Source organism: Acinetobacter sp. FB (assembly GCF_056033405.1).
Window position 1 is genome coordinate 400214 of sequence record NZ_CM148502.1, and the last position, 15492, is coordinate 415705.

The following is a 15492-nucleotide window of genomic DNA, read 5'->3' on the forward strand; positions in this document are numbered from 1 at the left end:
ATTTCATTCGAGTTGTTTTAGTGCATTTTGAATATCTTGGATTAAATCGTTTGGATCTTCTAGTCCTATGCAGAAGCGAACCAATAAACCTTGTTGTAAATGTGTATTTTCTAGTTCTCGCATCTGTTTTAAATCATAAAGCATAACAAGGCTGACAGGGCCGCCCCAACTGAATCCTAACTTAAATAAGTTTAAGCTATCGCAGAATTTTCGAATCGCAAGAATATCGTATTCAGGTTTGAAAATGACACTGACTAAGCCAGCACTTTTGCCTGTTTCACAGACTTGTTGCCAAAATAAATGACCTGCTGAGTTGGCATCACTTGGATGTAAAATTTGGCAAAATTGAGATTGTTGCTTTAGCCAATCAAGCACTACTATTGCACTGTTAGATTGTTGTTCATAACGAAGTGGCATATGAGCCAAGCTGCGTTGAATTTGTGCGGTATCATCGCCTGAAACACAGATCCCTTGGGTTGCATGCATACGGTACAGTTTATGATGTAATCGCGGATCTCGTGTAACTACTGAACCCATTAAAATATCGCCACCGCCACTTGGATATTTAGTTAGCGCATGTATAGTGATGTCGACAGACAGATGCTCATCCGAAAAATCAAATGCATTAAAAGCCAGCCCAGCGCCCCATGTATTATCCAAGGCAGTGAAAACCTTCGCTTGCTGTGCTTTTTTAACCAGATTTTTGAGGTCGGGAAATTCTAAAGTGACAGAACCTGCCGCCTCTAGCCAAATTAATTTAGCTTTTTCAGTTGGTTGAAAGCTATTCGCATCAATTGGGTTGTAGATTTTGACGTGAATGCCGTAGCGGTCTTGCAGATTCTTTAAGTGTTCCAGATTCGGGCCATAAATATTGTCTGCAACCCAAACTTCATCCCCTGAACTTAAAAAAGTACTATTCACTAAATTGATCGCAGATAAGCCACTGGGTGCAAGTAAACAATAATTTCCACCTTCAATTCGAGCAATATTATCTCCTAATGTAAACGTCGTCGGTGTACCGTGTGTGCCATAACTATAATCATAAGGGTCAGTCCAGTGGCGATCAAAAAGGTGCGCTGTTGTTTTAAAAATAATCGTTGATGCACGAAATAGGGGAGGTTGAATCGTTTCTATGTATTGGGGAGCTTGGCGTGGTGCATGAATGAGTGTGGTTTGTAAGCTATTTTGTTTAGTCATGGGGCAAAATTAAATCAATAGAATGATTTAGGTTAAGAGAAAATATCGAATCCTGCTAGTGATTTGCATATTTTGTACAGAATCGTTACGAATCAAAGCTTTTAGTCAAAACTGGCTTTATTTTTGCTAAGACTAATTATCATTCTAACTACAATAGGTTTACGCGCATGAAGTCGCATTTAAGAGTGCATTATTTTCAGCACATCGCTGGTGAAGGTTTTGGCAGTTGCTATGACTATTTAAAGGCACATCAAGCAAAAATTACCGCCACAGAGTTCTTTGCTTTACCCGTTGATTTACCTCTTGAATTGGAGGCTCTACCTAATATTGATGAAGTTGATTTACTGATCATTATGGGGGGAACCATGAGCGTGAATGATGAAGCAAATTATCCTTGGTTAAAATTGGAAAAAAGATGGTTAAGACGTTATCTTTCTGCGGGAAAACCTGCGATTGGTTTATGTTTAGGGGGGCAACTGATTGCCAATGCACTCGGTGCATCTGTGAGTCGAAATCAACATCAAGAATTAGGGTGGATGGACGTGGGTCGTGTTTCACACGTACCCGAAAATTACTTTCAAATACCAGAAAAAATTAACATTATGCAGTGGCATAGTGAAACCTTCGAAATACCCCGTGGAGGAGTCCGTTTAGCGCAGAATAATGTTTGTCAAAATCAAATGTATCAAATTGGCCGCAATGTACTGGGGTTTCAATTTCATCCTGAAATGACACCACATGCTTTGCAATTGTTGATTGAAAATGAAGAAGATAGTGCGGTGTTTAATGGTCAATATGTTCAGCCAATCGCAGAATTAAAAAAAACGATTAAAAGTAAGTTTGAGCAAGGCAATCAATTACTAAATCGAGCAATAGAGTATGTGGTGAATGCTTAATCAAGTATAAAAACTAAAAAAATAAAAGAAGAATTGCATAAGACTTAAACAATCGTTATAATGGGCGACCCTCAAATGGAGGGCGTTCACTACGAAGAAAGTAGTCAACGCATTACAGTCGTGGCATCGATCATGACCTTAGTGATTTTCACTGCCCTTGACACTTACCAATAAGGTGAGGTGCGTCATGGGTGATTCTTTATATTTTGGCTTGGAGTTTACTGGTATGTCTAACCAGAGAATTCGTATCCGTTTGAAGTCTTTTGATCATCGCCTGATTGATCAATCTGCTCAAGAGATCGTAGAAACCGCTAAGCGTACTGGCGCACAAGTGTGTGGTCCAATCCCGATGCCTACTCGCATCGAACGCTTCAACGTTCTTACTTCACCACACGTCAACAAAGACGCTCGTGATCAGTACGAAATCCGCACTTATAAACGTTTGATCGACATCGTTCAACCAACAGATAAAACTGTTGATGCATTGATGAAGTTAGATCTTGCTGCTGGTGTTGATGTTCAGATCGCTTTGGGTTAAGGCTTTCGGTTAATTAACGTTAAGTTAATTAGGCCGCTTTTTTAGAGGTTTATGCACATGGCTATTGGTTTAGTCGGTCGCAAATGTGGTATGACTCGCGTCTTTACAGATGCTGGTGTATCTGTACCTGTTACAGTTATCGAAGTCGATCCAAACCGCATTACGCAAATCAAAACACTTGAAACTGATGGTTATCAAGCAATCCAAGTAACTACTGGTGAACGTCGCGAATCGCGCGTAACTAACGCTCAGAAAGGTCACTTCGCGAAAGCGGGTGTTGCTGCTGGTCGTTTAGTTAAAGAGTTCCGTGTTACTGAAGCTGAGCTTGAAGGCCGTGAAGTTGGTGCTTCTATCGGTGTTGATTTGTTCACAGTTGGTCAAATTGTTGACGTAACTGGTCAATCAAAAGGTAAAGGCTTCCAAGGTGGTGTTAAGCGTTGGAATTTCCGTACGCAAGATGCTACTCATGGTAACTCTGTATCTCACCGTGTATTAGGTTCTACAGGTCAAAACCAGACTCCTGGTCGCGTGTTCAAAGGCAAGAAAATGGCTGGTCACTTAGGTGATGAACGCGTAACAGTTCAAGGTCTTGAAATTGTATCTATTGACGCTGAACGTTCTGTTTTAGTTGTTAAAGGTGCTGTTCCTGGTGCAACGAATGGTGACGTTATTGTACGTCCTACCATCAAGGCCTGAGGGGAAATACTGTGAATTTAAAAACTGTTTCCGGCTCTGCTGTTGAATTGTCTGAAGTTGCTTTCGGACGTGAGTTTAACGAAGCGCTTGTACACCAAGTTGTTACAGCTTACTTAGCTGGTGGTCGTCAAGGTTCGAAAGCTCAGAAATCACGTGCAGACGTTTCTGGCGGTGGTAAAAAACCATTCCGTCAAAAAGGTACTGGTCGCGCTCGTGCGGGTTCTATTCGTAGCCCGATCTGGGTTGGTGGTGGTAAAACTTTTGCTGCTCGCCCACAAGATTGGTCTCAAAAAGTAAACCGTAAGATGTATCGCGGTGCAATGCAATGTATCTTAGCTGAACTTGTTCGCCAAGATCGTCTTGTATTAGTTGAAGAGTTTGCTGTTGCAGCTCCAAAAACTAAAGACTTGCTTGCAAAACTTACAGACTTGAATGCAACTCGTGCATTGATCATTACAGATGCTGTAGATGAGAACTTGTATCTTGCAGCTCGCAACCTTCCACACGTTGATGTGGTTGATGCTACTGCTATTGATCCTGTTAGCTTGATTGCATTTGATAAAGTTGTAATGTCTGTAGCTGCTGCTAAGAAAATTGAGGTAGAACTCGGATGAACAACGAACGTATCTATCAAGTCCTATTAGGACCAGTATTCTCAGAAAAAGCACAAGTTTTAGGTGATACTGCTGGTGTTCAAGTGTTCAAAGTTGCATTAAATGCAAACAAACTTGAAATCAAAAAAGCAGTTGAGCAGCTCTTTGGTGTTGAAGTTGTAAAAATCAATACAACGATCACTAAAGGTAAAACAAAACGCTTTGGTAAAACATTAGGACGTCGTTCTGATGTGAAAAAAGCATACGTCACCCTGAAAGCTGGCCAAGATGTAGAAATGGCTGACTTGGGCGATACCGCTGAAAACGCAGCGGAATAAGGACGAGAATTATGCCAATTCAAAAATGTAAGCCAACGTCTCCAGGACGTCGCTTTGTAGAGAAAGTGGTTCATGACCATCTTCACAAAGGCGCGCCTTATGCACCGTTGGTAGAAGCTAAAAAACGTACTGGTGGTCGTAATAACAATGGTCACATCACTACACGTCACGTGGGTGGTGGTCATAAGCAAAACTACCGTATTGTTGACTTTAAACGTAACAAAGATGGTATTCCAGCGACTGTAGAGCGCATCGAATACGATCCTAACCGTACAGCTCATATTGCTTTATTGAAATATGCTGATGGTGAACGTCGTTACATCATTGCACCTAAAGGCTTACGTGCTGGTGATAAAGTACAATCTGGTAACGATGCTCCAATTCGTCCAGGTAACTGCTTACCACTTCGCAACATGCCAATCGGTTCTACACTTCACAACCTTGAACTTAAAATCGGTAAAGGTGCTCAATTAGCACGTTCTGCTGGTACTTCGGTTCAGTTGTTGGGTCGTGATGGTTCTTACGCTATCGTTCGTTTACGTTCTGGTGAAATGCGTAAAGTACACGTTGAATGTCGTGCTGTAATTGGTGAAGTTTCTAACCAAGAAAGCAACCTTCGTTCATTGGGTAAAGCTGGTGCTGCGCGCTGGCGTGGTATTCGTCCTACCGTTCGTGGTATGGCGATGAACCCGGTAGATCACCCGCACGGTGGTGGTGAAGGACGTAGTAAAGGTATTCAACCTGTAAGTCCATGGGGTCAAAAAGCTAAAGGGTACAAGACACGTACCAATAAGCGTACGACTAAGATGATTATTCGCGACCGTCGCGTCAAGTAAGGGAATCTGAATAATGCCTCGTTCATTAAAAAAAGGTCCATTCGTCGACGCGCATTTGTTCGCTAAGGTTGAAGCTGCGATTGCTGCTAACAACCGTAAGCCGATCAAAACATGGTCACGTCGTTCAATGATCCTTCCAGACTTTGTTGGTTTAACAATTTCTGTTCACAATGGCCGTAACCACGTTCCAGTAATTGTTACTGAACACATGGTTGGTCATAAATTGGGTGAATTCGCGCCAACTCGTACCTATCGTGGTCACGGTGTTGATAAGAAGTCTAAACGTTAATAGGTGCTATGATGGAAGTAACTGCTAAATTACGCGGTGCCGCTATCTCGGCACAAAAAGCACGTTTAGTTGCTGATTTGATCCGTGGTAAGTCGGTTGCACGTGCGATAGACATTTTGAACTTCAGCAACAAGAAAGCAGCTGTGCTTGTTAAAAAAGCACTTGAATCTGCAATCGCGAATGCTGAACACAACAACAGCTTAGATGTTGATGACCTTAAAGTAACTACGATTTACGTTGATGAAGGCATGAGCCTTAAACGTATCATGCCACGTGCTAAAGGCCGTGCAGATCGTATTACTAAGCGTACTTGTCACATCACCGTTAAGGTAGGGGTTTGATATGGGTCAGAAGGTTCATCCAATCGGTATCCGCCTAGGTGTTGTGAAACGTCATAACGCTAACTGGTATGCGAGTCCGAAACAATATGCTGAATACTTGCTTAAAGATCTTCAAGTTCGTGAGTTTTTAACTAAAAAACTTAAAAACGCGATGATCAGCAATATTCTTATCGAACGTCCTACAGGCGCTGCTAAAGTAACAATTAGTACTGCTCGTCCTGGTATCGTTATCGGTAAAAAAGGCGAAGATATTGAGAAATTACAGCGCGAACTCACCAACATTATGGGTGTTCCAGCTCAAGTTAGCATCAATGAAATTGATCGCCCTGACTTGGACGCACGTTTAGTTGCTGAAGCGATTGCTTCTCAATTAGAAAAGCGTGTTATGTTCCGTCGTGCTATGAAACGTGCGGTTCAAAACACAATGCGTGCTGGCGCTAAAGGTATCAAAGTTGAAGTTTCTGGCCGTTTAGGTGGTGCAGAGATTGCTCGTACTGAGTGGTATCGTGAAGGTCGTGTACCTTTGCATACGCTTCGTGCTGACATCGACTATGCAACTATGCGCGCAGAAACAACATACGGTACGATCGGTGTTAAAGTTTGGATTTTCCGTGGCGAGATCTTAGGTGGCATGAAACAAGTCATGAACCCTGCTCCTGCTGAAGAGCGTCCAGCTAAACGTGGTCGTGGTCGTGGTGAAGGTCAAGAGCGTCGTGGTCGTCGCGGTGACCGTGCTGCTGACAAGGGAGAATAATCCATGTTGCAACCTAAACGTACCAAATTCCGTAAAGTGCACAAAGGCCGTAACACTGGTCTAGCGCACCGTGGTAGTACAGTATCATTTGGTTCGATTGCAATTAAAGCAACTGAACGTGGTCGTATGACTGCGCGTCAGATTGAAGCTGCACGTCGTACCATTAGCCGTCGTATCAAACGTGGTGGTAAAATCTTCATCCGCGTATTCCCAGACAAACCAATTACCGAAAAACCATTAGAAGTACGTATGGGTAAAGGTAAGGGTAGCGTGGAATACTGGGTTTGTCAGATCCAGCCAGGTAAGATCCTGTACGAAATTGAAGGTGTTAGCGATGAGTTAGCGCGTGAAGCTTTTGCTTTAGCTGCTGCTAAACTCCCGTTTAAAACCACTATCGTGACTCGGACGGTGATGTAATGAAAACTAAAGATCTACGTGAAAAGTCGGTAGAAGAGTTGAAAGCTTTGCTTGATGAGCAACAGCTTAACCAATTCCGTCTTCGTATGGCGAAAGCAACTGGTCAACTAGGCAAATCGCATGAAGTGCAAATTGCTCGTAAGACAATTGCTCGTATTAAGACACTCCTTACCGAAAAACAGGGGAACGGACAATGAGTGAAAAAACAGTCCGCACGTTAACCGGCAAAGTTGTAAGTGACAAAATGGACAAGTCTATTGTTGTGCTTATTGAACGCCGCGTTCAACACCCGTTGTACGGCAAATCAATCCGCCGTTCAACTAAATTACACGCTCATGATGAGAACAATGTTGCTAAAACTGGCGACTTAGTGACCATCAAAGAAAGCCGCCCAATTTCTAAAACTAAAGCTTGGACTTTAGTGGAAGTCGTTGAAGCAGCTGCTGAGTAATTAGACGTTCTTGTTGCATCATCGGACAATTTCGAGTACTCTTTGAGCCTTTCGAAATTGCGACCGGTGATGCTCGGTTTTGGAGTAGGGCAATGATTCAAACCGAAAGTATGCTCGACGTAGCAGACAACAGTGGTGCACGCCGCGTACAATGTATTAAAGTACTTGGTGGTTCACACCGTCGTTATGCTTCAGTTGGCGATATTATTAAAGTTACTGTAAAAGAAGCAATTCCGCGCGCACGTGTTAAAAAAGGTGACGTGATGAATGCTGTAGTTGTACGTACAAAATTCGGCATCCGTCGTCCAGATGGTTCTGTGATTCGTTTCGACGATAACGCAGCTGTTATTTTGAACAACAACAAAGCTCCGATTGCGACTCGTATCTTCGGACCAGTGACTCGTGAACTTCGTACTGAACAGTTCATGAAAATCATTTCATTGGCTCCTGAAGTTTTATAAGAGGCAATCATGGCTAAGATTAAAAAAGGCGATCAAGTAATTGTGATCGCAGGTAAAGAAAAAGGCAAACAAGGTGTTGTTTTGTCTGTTTCTGAAGATCGAGTTAAGGTCGAAGGTCTTAACTTAGTGAAGAAGCATCAAAAGCCGAACCGTGTAACTGGCGCTGAAGGCGGTATCGTTACTCAAGAGGCAACGCTTCATATTTCAAACGTGGCAATTTTTAATGCTACAACCCAAAAGGCTGACCGTATTGGTTACCAAGTGATTGATGGCGCGAAAACTCGTGTTTATAAATCAAATGGTGAATCAGTGGCGGTAGCGAAGTAATAGGTTGAATAGGCGATGGCCAGACTTAAAGCACGTTATAACGACGAACTTAAAGCGAAGTTACAAGAAGAACTTGGCGTTAAGAATGTGATGGATATTCCTCGCATCACGAAAATCACTCTTAACATGGGTGTAGGCGCAGCTGCAACTGATAAGAAATTATTAGATGGTGCTGTTGCTGATATGCAACTCATTGCTGGTCAAAAACCAGTTGTGACACTTGCACGTAAATCAATCGCTGGTTTTAAAATCCGTGATGGTTGGCCAATCGGTTGTAAAGTTACTTTACGTGGCGACCAAATGTACGAATTCTTGGATCGTTTGATCTCGATCGCTATCCCTCGTATCCGTGACTTCCGTGGTTTCTCTTCGAAATCATTTGATGGTCGTGGTAACTACTCTATGGGTTTAAAAGAGCAGATCGTTTTCCCTGAAATCGATTTTGACAAAATTGATCGTATCCGTGGTTTAGATATCACTATTACGACCACTGCTCGTAGCGATGACGAAGGCCGTGCGCTTATGCGTGCATTCGGCTTCCCGTTCAAATAAGAGGTCGATATGGCTAAGAAAGGTATGATTAATCGCGAATTGAAACGCGAAAAGACAGTTGCTAAATACGCTGCAAAACGTGCTGAATTAAAAGCAACGATTGCAAACGTAAATGCATCTGATGAAGAACGTTTCGAAGCGATGATGAAGTTACAAGCATTACCACGTAATGCATCTCCAGTACGTCTTCGTAACCGCTGTGGTTTAACTGGTCGTCCTCATGGTTACTTCCGTAAGTTCGGTTTAAGCCGTAACAAATTACGCGATACAGTAATGCAGGGTGATGTACCAGGCGTTGTTAAAGCAAGCTGGTAAGGAGCGACTATAATGAGTATGCAAGATACCGTTGCCGACATGTTAACGCGTGTTCGTAACGCTCAAATGGCAAAGAAACAAGTTGTTTCTATGCCTTCTTCTAAGTTGAAGGTTGCTATTGCAAACGTTCTTCAACAAGAAGGTTATATTTCAAATGTAGAAGTTGCTCAAGAAGATGCAAAAGCTACTTTGACTATTACGCTAAAATATTTCGAAGGCAAACCAGTTATCGAAACTGTGAAGCGCGTAAGCCGTCCTGGTCTACGTCAGTATCGCGGTAAAGATGCACTTCCAAGCGTTAAGCAAGGTTTAGGTATTGCAATTGTTTCTACAAGCAAAGGCATCATGACTGATCGCGCTGCACGTGCTGCAGGCGTTGGTGGTGAAGTTATTGCTTTTGTTTCTTAATAGGTGATTCCTCATGTCTCGTGTGGCTAAAGCCCCAGTAACTGTACCTAATGGTGTAACAGTTACTCAGAACGGCCGGCAGGTCGAAGTGAAAGGCACTAAAGGTACATTGTCTTTCAACCTGCATGCGCTGGTCGAGCTAAAACAGGAAGAAGGTAAACTTCAACTTGCTCCAGTTAAAGAGTCGAAAGATGCTTGGATGCAAGCTGGTACTGCTCGCGCTGTATTGAACAACCTTGTAAAAGGTGTTAGCGAAGGCTTTGAACGTAAGTTACAGCTAGTTGGTGTTGGTTACAAAGCAGCAGTTAAAGGCACTGTCGTTAACCTTGCTTTAGGTTATTCACACCCAATTGACTACGCTTTACCAGAAGGTGTAACAGCGGAAACTCCAACTGCAACTGAAATCATTTTGAAATCAGCAAACAAGCAGTTGTTAGGTCAAGTAGCAGCGGAAATCCGTGCATACCGTTCTCCTGAACCATATAAAGGTAAAGGTGTTCGTTATTCGGATGAAGTTATTCTTCGTAAAGAAGCTAAGAAGAAATAAGGCGCGAGGTTCTTATGAACGAAAAGAAACAAACCCGTTTGCGTCGTGCAAAAAGCACACGCTTGCACATTCGTGCATTGGGTGCGACTCGTTTGTGTGTAAACCGCACTCCGCGTCACATCTATGCTCAAGTTATTTCAGCAGATGGTGGCAAAGTTTTAGCGCAAGCTTCAACTTTAGATGCATCTTTGCGTAGTGGTGCGACTGGTAATATCGATGCAGCAACTAAGGTTGGTGCTTTAATCGCAGAACGTGCTAAAGCAGCTGGTGTTACTAAAGTTGCATTTGACCGTTCTGGTTTTAAATATCATGGTCGTATCAAAGCCTTGGCTGATGCTGCTCGTGAAGGCGGCTTGGAGTTCTAATCATGGCGAAAGTTGAACAAAACGAAGGTCTCGTTGAAAAGCTGGTTGCCGTTGATCGTGTAGCCAAAGTTGTTAAGGGTGGTCGTATCTTCTCTTTCACAGCATTAACTGTTGTGGGTGATGGTAATGGTCGTGTAGGTTTTGGTCGTGGTAAAGCACGTGAAGTTCCAGCTGCTATTTCTAAAGCACTTGAAGCTGCACGTCGTAACATGATTACTGTAGACCTTGCGGGGACTACTTTACAACACCCTGTGAATGCTCGTCATGGTGCAAGCCGTGTATACATGCAACCTGCTTCAGAAGGTACTGGCGTAATTGCTGGTGGCGCGATGCGTGCTGTTCTGGAAGCTGCAGGTGTACATAACGTACTTGCTAAATGTTATGGTTCTACAAATGCTGCTAACGTAGTAAACGCAACTTTCAAAGGTTTGCGTGATATGACTTCTCCTGAGAAAGTCGCTGCGAAACGTGGTCTTTCAGTAGAACAAATTCAAGGGTAATCAATCATGAAAACGATTAAAGTTACCCAGACTAAATCTTCTTCGCATCGTTTAAAAAATCATAAACTTTGCTTACAAGGTCTAGGTCTGCGTCGTATTGGTCATACTGTAGAAGTGCAAGATACGCCTTCTAACCGTGGTATGGTCAACAAAGTTTACTATATGGTTAGTGTAGAGGAATAAGCCATGACTCTGCGTTTAAATGAACTTGCACCTGCTGAAGGTGCTAAGCGTGAAAATCGTCGTCTAGGTCGTGGTATCGGCTCTGGCGTTGGTAAGACTGGTGGTCGTGGTATCAAGGGTCAAAACTCACGTAAAAGTGGTGGTACTCGTCCAGGCTTTGAAGGCGGTCAAACAGCGTTATATCGTCGTTTACCAAAATTCGGTTTCACTAGCCAAATCGCTTTGAAAACTGCTGAAGTACGTTTGTCTGAATTGAATAAAGTTGAAGGTGATGTAATTAGCCTTGAAACTTTAAAAGCTGCGAACGTTGTTCGTCGTGATCAAATTCGTGCTCGCATCGTTCTTTCTGGTGAAATCACTCGCGCATTCACTGTTCAAGGTGTTGTGTTGACTAAAGGCGCTAAAGCTGCTGTTGAAGCTGCTGGCGGTAAAGTCGAGGAGTAATCTCGAGTGTCTATGACTCCTAGTTCTTCAGGTCATGTAAACATGATGAAAGGCCAACCGTTTCATGTGAAATATCGTGAAATTATTCGTCGATTAATGTTTTTGATTGGCGCGTTATTGGTCTTTCGACTAGGAGCGCATATTCCGTTGCCAGGTATTGATAATATAGCGCTAGCACGGTTTTTTAAGGCGAATGAAGGTACCTTCTTAGGCTTATTTAACATGTTCTCTGGCGGTGCATTAGAACGCATGTCGATTTTAGCGTTAGGGATTATGCCGTACATTTCTGCATCGATTATCGTGCAGTTAATGTCTACGGTTGTTCCTTCGTTAGAAGCTTTGAAAAAAGAAGGCGAGCAAGGCAAACGAAAGATCAATCAATATACACGTTATGGCACCTTATTCCTTGCACTCGTGCAAGGTGTAGGGATGTGTGCTGGTTTGATCAGTCAAGGTATTACTTTGACATCAGGCTTAGCATTCTATGTTCCTGCAGTTACTTCGTTAGTTGCGGGAACAATGTTTCTGATGTGGTTAGGAGAGCAAATTACCGAACGTGGTGTTGGTAATGGTATCTCGATGATCATTTTTGCAGGTATTGTGGCAGGTTTGCCAAATCTTGTAATACAGTCGTTTACGTCTGTAGATAATGGTCAAGGTAGTTTAATTGGTTTAGCTGTATTTGGCTTACTCTCATTAGCCGTTTTAGCTGCGATTGTGTTTATTGAAAAAGCACAACGTCGTATTCCAGTGAACTATGCACAAAAGCAACAAGGTCGTCGTGTTTTTACTGCACAGCAAACGCATTTGCCATTAAAAATTAATATGGCCGGTGTGATTCCAGCGATTTTTGCAAGCTCACTGTTATTATTTCCAGCGAGTTTGGGACAATGGTTAGGTAGTGCTGATCCAAATGCAGGGATTGTGAAGCGTAGCCTACAAGATCTGGCATTGGTGTTATCGCCTGGACAGCCGTTGTATTTAATGCTGTTTGGTGCGTTAATTATTTTCTTCTGTTATTTCTATACAGCGCTAGTATTTAGCCCGAAAGAAGTTGCAGAGAACTTAAAACGCAGCGGAGCATATGTGCCTGGTATCCGCCCAGGTGAGCAAACGGCTCGTTATTTAGATCATATTCTTAACCGTTTGACTTTTATTGGTGCAATTTACATTACTGTAGTGTGTTTAATGCCTATGGTGCTACAAAGTTCGTTTAGTATTCCATTCCATTTGGGTGGAACATCTTTACTGATTGTAGTTGTAGTAGTAATGGACTTTATGGCGCAACTTCAAGCGCACCTTACTTCGCATCAATATGATAATCAAACGTTAATGAGAAAAACGACTGCTCATCCTAAGGGATAAGCGCACTTAGAGGTTTCATCATGAAAGTACAAGCTTCTGTAAAGAAAATTTGTGGTAGCTGCAAAGTTATCCGTCGTAATGGGGTTATTCGCGTGATTTGTAGCGCAGAACCTCGTCATAAGCAGCGTCAAGGTTAATTTAATTAAGACCTGTTGATTTCAGTAGGCTAATTAGGTTATTATCCGCCCCTCAAGATTTTTGTGGGGCGGTTGATTATCTTGACTGCCTTTTTGGAGAAAATTGAATGGCTCGTATTGCCGGTGTAAACATTCCGGATAACAAGCATGCTGTTATCTCTCTCACGTATATTTTTGGTATCGGTCGCCACACTGCTAAGAACATCTTAGCGACTGTAGGTATCACTGAAACTACAAAAATCCGTGAATTAGATGATGCTCAGCTTGATGCGATTCGTGCAGAAGTTGCTAAGGTTCCGACCGAAGGTGATTTACGTCGCGAAATTTCCATGAACATTAAACGTTTAATGGATTTAGGCTGCTACCGCGGTCTTCGTCATCGTCGCAGCTTGCCTGTTCGTGGACAACGCACCAAAACTAACGCACGTACCCGTAAAGGTCCGCGCAAACCGATTAAAAAGTAAGATTTCTGGAAGCTAAAAGATGGCTAAAGATACTCGCACACGCAAGAAGGTCACTCGTACCGTCTCTGAAGGTGTTGCACACATTCACGCGTCTTTTAATAACACCATTGTAACGATTACCGATCGTCAAGGTAATGCATTGGCTTGGGCTACCTCAGGTGGACAAGGCTTCCGTGGTTCACGTAAATCAACTCCGTTCGCTGCTCAGGTAGCTGCTGAAGTTGCTGGTAAAGCAGCTTTAGATTACGGTTTGAAAAACCTAGACGTCCTTGTAAAAGGTCCTGGTCCAGGTCGTGAGTCTGCGGTTCGTGCATTAGGCGCAGTGGGTTATAAGATTAACAGCATTACCGATGTGACTCCAATTCCTCACAACGGTTGCCGTCCACCTAAAAAACGTCGCGTGTAAGGAGAAACATTCATGGCTCGTTATATTGGTCCAAAATGCAAACTCTCTCGCCGCGAAGGGACAGACCTGCAACTTAAATCAGGCGTTAAACCGTTTGATGTAAAAACCAAAAAACACAATAAAGCACCTGGTCAACATGGTCAGGCTCGTGGTGGTAAGCAATCTGAGTATTCACTACAATTACGTGAAAAACAAAAAGTACGTCGTATGTACGGTGTGTTAGAGCGTCAATTTAGTAACTACTATAAAGAAGCAGCTCGTGTTAAAGGCGCAACTGGTGAAAACTTGTTGAAATTGCTTGAAAGCCGTCTTGATAACGTAGTTTATCGCATGGGTTTTGGTTCTACACGTTCAGAAGCTCGTCAGTTAGTATCTCACCGTTCTATTACTTTAAATGGTCGTCGTGTAAACATTGCGTCTATTCAAGTAAAAGCGGGTGATGTAATTGCAGTGCATGAAGGTGCTAAACAACAATTGCGTATCAAAAACGCTATTGAATTAGCTGCTCAACGTGGTATCCCTGCTTGGATGGAAGTTGATCATTCTAAGTTGGAAGGTACGTTTAAAGCTGCACCAGATCGCTCTGATTTACCTGCTGAAATCAACGAAAGCTTGATTGTAGAATTGTATTCTAAATAATCCTTGAGGTAGCAATAAATGACGCGTACTGCAAACGAGTTTCTAACTCCGCAAGCGATCAAGGTCGAAGCGGTGAGCGGGACCTCGGCAAAAGTGATTCTTGAGCCTTTAGAGCGTGGTTTTGGCCATACTCTAGGTAATGCTTTACGTCGCATTCTATTGTCTTCTTTACCTGGCGCTGCTGTGGTTGAAGTTGAGATAGAAGGCGTCGAGCACGAGTACAGTACTTTAGAAGGCTTGCAGCAGGACATCGTCGAGCTCTTGCTGAACCTAAAAGGATTGTCTATTAAGCTGTTCGATCAAAATGAAGCATATTTAACATTAGAGAAGCAAGGTGCAGGTGACGTAACAGCAGCTGACCTTCGTTTACCTCATAATGTTGAAGTGGTTAACCCTGATCATTTAATCGGTACTTTGAGTTCTTCTGGTTCATTGAAAATGCGCCTTAAAGTAGCTCAAGGTCGTGGTTATGAGACATCTGACTCTCGTTTCCCAGAAGGTGAAACACGCCCAGTAGGTCGTTTACAGTTAGATGCTTCTTATAGCCCAATCAAGCGCGTTTCTTACACAGTAGAAAATGCTCGTGTAGAACAGCGTACCGATCTTGATAAGTTAGTGATCGATCTTGAGACTAACGGAACTGTTGATCCAGAAGAAGCTATCCGCAAAGCGGCAACAATCTTGCAACAACAAATTGCAATTTTTGTTGATCTTCAGAAAGATCAAACTCCTGTTGCTCAAGAACCTCGCGAAGAAGTTGACCCAATTTTGCTTCGTCCAGTAGATGATCTCGAGCTTACTGTTCGTTCTGCTAACTGTTTGAAGGCAGAAAATATTTACTACATTGGTGATCTTGTTCAACGTACTGAAGTTGAGTTGTTAAAAACTCCTAACTTAGGTAAAAAATCGTTAACAGAGATCAAAGATGTTTTGGCATCGAAAGGTTTACAACTCGGCATGCGTTTAGAGAACTGGCCACCAGCTAGTCTCCGTATGGATGACCGATTTGCCTATCGTAGCCGTTAATTAAGTA

General features: G+C 42.8%; 28 protein-coding genes and 1 pseudogene. 28 read left to right on the forward strand and 1 reads right to left on the reverse strand.

Going from position 1 to position 15492, the window contains the following annotated elements:
* Positions 1 to 3 precede the first annotated feature (3 nt).
* Positions 4 to 1197, reverse strand: coding sequence for a PLP-dependent transferase (locus tag AC0JIQ_RS01865; protein WP_474202477.1), 1194 nt, complete (start codon positions 1195 to 1197; stop codon positions 4 to 6).
* A 167-nt stretch (positions 1198 to 1364) separates the two neighbouring features.
* Between AC0JIQ_RS01865 and AC0JIQ_RS01870 the strand changes: the two genes are divergently transcribed.
* The 28 genes and pseudogenes from AC0JIQ_RS01870 to AC0JIQ_RS02005 all read left to right on the forward strand — a co-directional run bounded on the left by AC0JIQ_RS01870 (position 1365) and on the right by AC0JIQ_RS02005 (position 15485).
* A complete protein-coding gene (locus tag AC0JIQ_RS01870) occupies positions 1365 to 2093 on the forward strand; it encodes a type 1 glutamine amidotransferase (RefSeq protein WP_004660342.1) in 729 nt (242 codons plus the stop codon).
* 226 nt (positions 2094 to 2319) lie between these two features.
* Positions 2320 to 2631 (forward strand): 30S ribosomal protein S10, encoded by a 312-nt coding sequence (rpsJ, locus tag AC0JIQ_RS01875; protein WP_000070912.1) that lies wholly within the window; start codon positions 2320 to 2322, stop codon positions 2629 to 2631.
* Between the two features lie 57 nt (positions 2632 to 2688).
* Positions 2689 to 3327 carry a 50S ribosomal protein L3 gene (gene rplC / locus AC0JIQ_RS01880; RefSeq protein WP_004660344.1) on the forward strand — a complete coding sequence of 213 codons (639 nt, stop codon included), beginning with the start codon at positions 2689 to 2691 and terminating at the stop codon, positions 3325 to 3327.
* An 11-nt stretch (positions 3328 to 3338) separates the two neighbouring features.
* Positions 3339 to 3941: a 50S ribosomal protein L4 gene (gene rplD, locus AC0JIQ_RS01885; protein WP_004660347.1), complete on the forward strand. Its 603-nt coding sequence runs from the start codon at positions 3339 to 3341 to the stop codon at positions 3939 to 3941.
* Positions 3938 to 4258 carry a 50S ribosomal protein L23 gene (gene rplW, locus AC0JIQ_RS01890; RefSeq protein ID WP_004641070.1) on the forward strand — a complete coding sequence of 107 codons (321 nt, stop codon included), beginning with the start codon at positions 3938 to 3940 and terminating at the stop codon, positions 4256 to 4258. Before rplD ends, rplW begins: the two co-directional genes overlap by 4 nt.
* An 11-nt stretch (positions 4259 to 4269) precedes the next feature.
* The gene (gene rplB / locus AC0JIQ_RS01895; RefSeq protein ID WP_004660349.1) at positions 4270 to 5094 is read left to right on the forward strand and encodes a 50S ribosomal protein L2; all 825 of its coding nucleotides are present in this window, start codon (positions 4270 to 4272) and stop codon (positions 5092 to 5094) included.
* Between the two features lie 13 nt (positions 5095 to 5107).
* Entirely contained in the window at positions 5108 to 5383 is a 276-nt protein-coding gene (rpsS, locus tag AC0JIQ_RS01900) for a 30S ribosomal protein S19 (protein ID WP_004641066.1), read from the forward strand.
* A gap of 11 nt (positions 5384 to 5394) precedes the next feature.
* Entirely contained in the window at positions 5395 to 5724 is a 330-nt protein-coding gene (gene rplV, locus AC0JIQ_RS01905) for a 50S ribosomal protein L22 (protein ID WP_004657676.1), read from the forward strand.
* A gap of 1 nt (position 5725) precedes the next feature.
* Positions 5726 to 6542, forward strand: a pseudogene (rpsC, locus tag AC0JIQ_RS01910) (30S ribosomal protein S3).
* Complete coding sequence (gene rplP, locus AC0JIQ_RS01915) at positions 6482 to 6895, forward strand: 50S ribosomal protein L16 (RefSeq protein WP_004657678.1); 414 nt, start codon at positions 6482 to 6484, stop codon at positions 6893 to 6895. Before rpsC ends, rplP begins: the two are co-directional and overlap by 61 nt.
* Positions 6895 to 7092: a 50S ribosomal protein L29 gene (rpmC, locus tag AC0JIQ_RS01920; RefSeq protein WP_000849927.1), complete on the forward strand. Its 198-nt coding sequence runs from the start codon at positions 6895 to 6897 to the stop codon at positions 7090 to 7092. Before rplP ends, rpmC begins: the two co-directional genes overlap by 1 nt.
* Positions 7089 to 7346: a 30S ribosomal protein S17 gene (gene rpsQ, locus AC0JIQ_RS01925; protein WP_004641057.1), complete on the forward strand. Its 258-nt coding sequence runs from the start codon at positions 7089 to 7091 to the stop codon at positions 7344 to 7346. Before rpmC ends, rpsQ begins: the two co-directional genes overlap by 4 nt.
* A 92-nt stretch (positions 7347 to 7438) precedes the next feature.
* A complete protein-coding gene (rplN, locus tag AC0JIQ_RS01930; protein ID WP_004657680.1) occupies positions 7439 to 7807 on the forward strand; it encodes a 50S ribosomal protein L14 in 369 nt (122 codons plus the stop codon).
* Positions 7808 to 7816: 9 nt separating this feature from the next.
* Complete coding sequence (gene rplX, locus AC0JIQ_RS01935; protein WP_004641054.1) at positions 7817 to 8134, forward strand: 50S ribosomal protein L24; 318 nt, start codon at positions 7817 to 7819, stop codon at positions 8132 to 8134.
* Positions 8135 to 8149: 15 nt separating this feature from the next.
* The gene (gene rplE / locus AC0JIQ_RS01940; protein WP_004660357.1) at positions 8150 to 8686 is read left to right on the forward strand and encodes a 50S ribosomal protein L5; all 537 of its coding nucleotides are present in this window, start codon (positions 8150 to 8152) and stop codon (positions 8684 to 8686) included.
* Between the two features lie 9 nt (positions 8687 to 8695).
* Positions 8696 to 9001 (forward strand): 30S ribosomal protein S14, encoded by a 306-nt coding sequence (gene rpsN, locus AC0JIQ_RS01945; protein WP_004660360.1) that lies wholly within the window; start codon positions 8696 to 8698, stop codon positions 8999 to 9001.
* 12 nt (positions 9002 to 9013) lie between these two features.
* Positions 9014 to 9409, forward strand: a complete 396-nt coding sequence (gene rpsH, locus AC0JIQ_RS01950; protein WP_004660361.1) for a 30S ribosomal protein S8 — start codon at positions 9014 to 9016, stop codon at positions 9407 to 9409.
* 13 nt (positions 9410 to 9422) lie between these two features.
* A complete protein-coding gene (gene rplF / locus AC0JIQ_RS01955; protein ID WP_004660363.1) occupies positions 9423 to 9956 on the forward strand; it encodes a 50S ribosomal protein L6 in 534 nt (177 codons plus the stop codon).
* Between the two features lie 14 nt (positions 9957 to 9970).
* Positions 9971 to 10321 (forward strand): 50S ribosomal protein L18, encoded by a 351-nt coding sequence (gene rplR, locus AC0JIQ_RS01960; RefSeq protein WP_004660364.1) that lies wholly within the window; start codon positions 9971 to 9973, stop codon positions 10319 to 10321.
* 2 nt (positions 10322 to 10323) lie between these two features.
* A complete protein-coding gene (gene rpsE / locus AC0JIQ_RS01965; protein ID WP_004657688.1) occupies positions 10324 to 10821 on the forward strand; it encodes a 30S ribosomal protein S5 in 498 nt (165 codons plus the stop codon).
* Positions 10822 to 10827: 6 nt separating this feature from the next.
* Entirely contained in the window at positions 10828 to 11004 is a 177-nt protein-coding gene (rpmD, locus tag AC0JIQ_RS01970; RefSeq protein ID WP_003653652.1) for a 50S ribosomal protein L30, read from the forward strand.
* A gap of 3 nt (positions 11005 to 11007) precedes the next feature.
* A complete protein-coding gene (gene rplO, locus AC0JIQ_RS01975) occupies positions 11008 to 11448 on the forward strand; it encodes a 50S ribosomal protein L15 (RefSeq protein ID WP_004660366.1) in 441 nt (146 codons plus the stop codon).
* A gap of 45 nt (positions 11449 to 11493) precedes the next feature.
* On the forward strand, positions 11494 to 12813 hold the full coding sequence (secY, locus tag AC0JIQ_RS01980; protein WP_171062401.1) for a preprotein translocase subunit SecY: 1320 nt from the start codon (positions 11494 to 11496) through the stop codon (positions 12811 to 12813).
* 20 nt (positions 12814 to 12833) lie between these two features.
* Positions 12834 to 12950 carry a 50S ribosomal protein L36 gene (gene rpmJ, locus AC0JIQ_RS01985; protein WP_000867907.1) on the forward strand — a complete coding sequence of 39 codons (117 nt, stop codon included), beginning with the start codon at positions 12834 to 12836 and terminating at the stop codon, positions 12948 to 12950.
* Positions 12951 to 13057: 107 nt separating this feature from the next.
* Positions 13058 to 13414 (forward strand): 30S ribosomal protein S13, encoded by a 357-nt coding sequence (gene rpsM, locus AC0JIQ_RS01990; RefSeq protein WP_000090816.1) that lies wholly within the window; start codon positions 13058 to 13060, stop codon positions 13412 to 13414.
* Between the two features lie 19 nt (positions 13415 to 13433).
* On the forward strand, positions 13434 to 13820 hold the full coding sequence (gene rpsK, locus AC0JIQ_RS01995; RefSeq protein WP_001040166.1) for a 30S ribosomal protein S11: 387 nt from the start codon (positions 13434 to 13436) through the stop codon (positions 13818 to 13820).
* A gap of 12 nt (positions 13821 to 13832) precedes the next feature.
* Positions 13833 to 14459, forward strand: coding sequence for a 30S ribosomal protein S4 (gene rpsD / locus AC0JIQ_RS02000; RefSeq protein WP_004641035.1), 627 nt, complete (start codon positions 13833 to 13835; stop codon positions 14457 to 14459).
* A gap of 18 nt (positions 14460 to 14477) precedes the next feature.
* Positions 14478 to 15485: a DNA-directed RNA polymerase subunit alpha gene (locus tag AC0JIQ_RS02005; RefSeq protein ID WP_004660372.1), complete on the forward strand. Its 1008-nt coding sequence runs from the start codon at positions 14478 to 14480 to the stop codon at positions 15483 to 15485.
* The last annotated feature ends 7 nt before the right edge of the window (positions 15486 to 15492 follow it).